Source organism: Piscicoccus intestinalis NBRC 104926, from assembly GCF_001515525.1.
In the GTDB taxonomy this organism is placed as follows: Bacteria; Actinomycetota; Actinomycetes; order Actinomycetales; family Dermatophilaceae; genus Kineosphaera; species Kineosphaera intestinalis.
In genome coordinates this window covers 1-2,417 of record NZ_BCNQ01000259.1, presented here as the reverse complement: position 1 = coordinate 2,417, position 2,417 = coordinate 1, and the positions used below count along the sequence as shown (strand labels likewise).

The 2,417-nt window shown below is 75.1% G+C and carries 3 protein-coding genes; all 3 read right to left on the bottom strand.

The window, feature by feature from the left end:
* Positions 1-730: AAA family ATPase (locus PINTE_RS20960; protein ID WP_373280188.1), on the bottom strand; the 730-nt coding region annotated here is incomplete at its 3' end.
* Between the two features lie 155 nt (positions 731-885).
* Positions 886-1,779 (bottom strand): NAD kinase, encoded by an 894-nt coding sequence (locus tag PINTE_RS20955; protein ID WP_068434481.1) that lies wholly within the window; start codon positions 1,777-1,779, stop codon positions 886-888.
* Positions 1,776-2,417 (bottom strand): TlyA family RNA methyltransferase (locus PINTE_RS20950; RefSeq protein WP_068434478.1); only part of this gene is annotated, 642 nt, incomplete at its 5' end. The genes PINTE_RS20950 and PINTE_RS20955, both read right to left, overlap by 4 nt.

The following is a 2,417-nucleotide window of genomic DNA, read 5'->3' as shown; positions in this document are numbered from 1 at the left end:
CCGACCCGTCGTCGCCGCCGGCGAGCGCGGCGCGGGCCCGTTCGGCGGCCTCGCGCAGGGCGTCGACATGGGCCAGGCGCGCATCTTCGGCGGCGAGCTCGTCTTCCTCCCCCGGCTGCGGATCGAACTCGGCGAGCCGGTCGAGTTCGGCGCGCAGCACCTGGGATTCGACGTCGCGGTCGCGCTCGAGGTCGCTCACCCGGGCCAACTCGGCCGTCAGCGCGGCGGCCCGGGCGTACTCCTGCTCGTACGCCTGGCGCGGGCCGCGGACGGCCCGGCCGCCGAAGTCGTCGAGCAGGGCGCGATGCTCCTCGGGCCGGCGCAGCCGCCACTGGTCGGCCTGGCCGTGCACGGCGACGAGCAGCTCCCCGACCTCGGCGAGCACCCCGACGGGGGCGGACCGCCCACCGACGTGCGCGCGGGAGCGGCCCTGGGAGGTCAGGGTGCGCACGAGCACGAGTTCGCCGTCGGCGTCGCCGCCGGCCTCGGCCACCCGCGCGCGGGCGCGGTGCCCCGGCACGGGGTCGGCCAGTCCCTCGACGACGGTGGTCGCGGCCCCGGTGCGCACGGACCCGGAGTCGGCCCGGGCGCCGAGCAGCAGCCCCAGCCCGGTGACGACCATGGTCTTGCCCGCCCCGGTCTCGCCGGTGACGACGTTGAGCCCCGCGGACAGCTCGAGGAGGGCGTCGTCGATGACGCCCAGGTCTCGGATCCGCAGCTGCGCGAGCATGACCCCAGTTTAGGAGCGACCACCGACAAGACCCCTCGGCCCGCCTCCGGCGCGGCGCCACATCGCCGTATCGCCCCCGTCGCGCGTTCGCCACGTCGCCGCGGCGCCAGCCGTCGCGAGCGTCGGCGAGCACGTCCGGCCCGCGGATCACCGGCTCAGATGGAGCCGCGCACCCCGCGCCACCCCTTGACCGGCAGGTGGAACTTGGCGACGAGGCGGTCGGCGAACGGCTGTCGCGAGAGGCGCGCGAGGCGCACCGGGTTCTCACCGCGCAGCACCTCGACGCGAGCTCCCTTGGGCAGGTCGACCGGTCGCGCGCCGTCGCACCACATGATGCCCTTGCCGGAGTGGTCGGAGAGGAGCTCGACGGCGATCCGGCTCGTGGGGCCGACGACGAGCGGGCGCGCGAACAGGGCGTGGGCCGAGATCGGCACGACGAGCATCGCCTCGACGTTCGGCCACACGATCGGGCCGCCGGCGCTGAACGCGTAGGCGGTCGACCCGGTCGGCGTCGAGGCGATGACGCCGTCGCAGCCCCACGTCGACAGCGGCCGACCGTCGATCTCCAGGACGAGTTCGAGCATCCGCTCCCGGGCTGCCTTCTCGACCGTCACCTCGTTGAGCGCCCAGCTGCGCGCGACGACCTCGTCGCCGAGGCGGGCCTCGACGTCCATCGTCATGCGGTCCTCGATGGTGTACTCCGCGTTGACGATGTGATCGACGACGCGGGCGAGATCCTCCCGCTCGGCCTCGGCGAGAAAGCCGACGTGCCCGAAGTTCACGCCGAGCAGCGGCACGCCGGCGTCGCGCGACAGCTCGGCCCCGCGCAGGATCGTGCCGTCGCCGCCGAGCACGCAGACGAGTTCGCAGCCGGCCGCCGGGTCCTGGGCGTCGGCCGGAGCCGGGTGCGGACTGTGCCCGTCCGTGAACACCGGGTCGTGCACGACGGCCTCGATGCCGTGCCGACGCAGTTCGCCGGCGAGAAAGGCCCGCATGTGCTGCATGTCCGTGCGCACCGCGTGGGAGACGAGCAGCACGCGCCGCGTCATCCGTGGTCCTCCTCTGGTCGGGACGAAGCCCGCGCGTCGGCGGGGTGCTCGAGGCCCATCGGCTCCCGCTGCGGGGCCGGCCCGGGCGTGAACCAGCCTAGATACTCGCGGTTGCCGCTTGCGCCGCGGACCGCACTGTCCATGATGTCCCGAGCGTGCCAGCCGATGGCGCGTGCGGCGTGCAGGACCGCCTCCAGCGCGTCGCGTCGGGCCGCCTCGGTCTTGACGACGCCGTGCTTGTCGAGCCCGCCCCGGCCGACCTCGAACTGCGGCTTGACGAGCAGCACCGCGTCGCCGTCGGGAGCCAGCAGCGGGGCCAGGTGGGGCAGCACGAGCCGCAGGGAGATGAAGCTGAGGTCGGCGACGAGGAGCCCGAACGGCCCGTGCCCCGCGGTCAGGTCGGCGGGGTCGACGTCGCGGATGTTCACCCCGGAGCGCTCGGCGACCCGCGGGTCGGCGGCGAGCTGGGGCACGAGCTGGCCGTGCCCGACGTCGAGGGCGACGACGTGGGCGGCGCCCTGTTCGAGCAGCACCTGGGTGAAGCCGCCGGTGGAGGCGCCGACGTCGAGGCAGCGCCGGTCGCGGGCCGACAGGCCGGCGGGGCCGAAGCGCGCGAACGCGGCGTCGAGCTTGCCGGC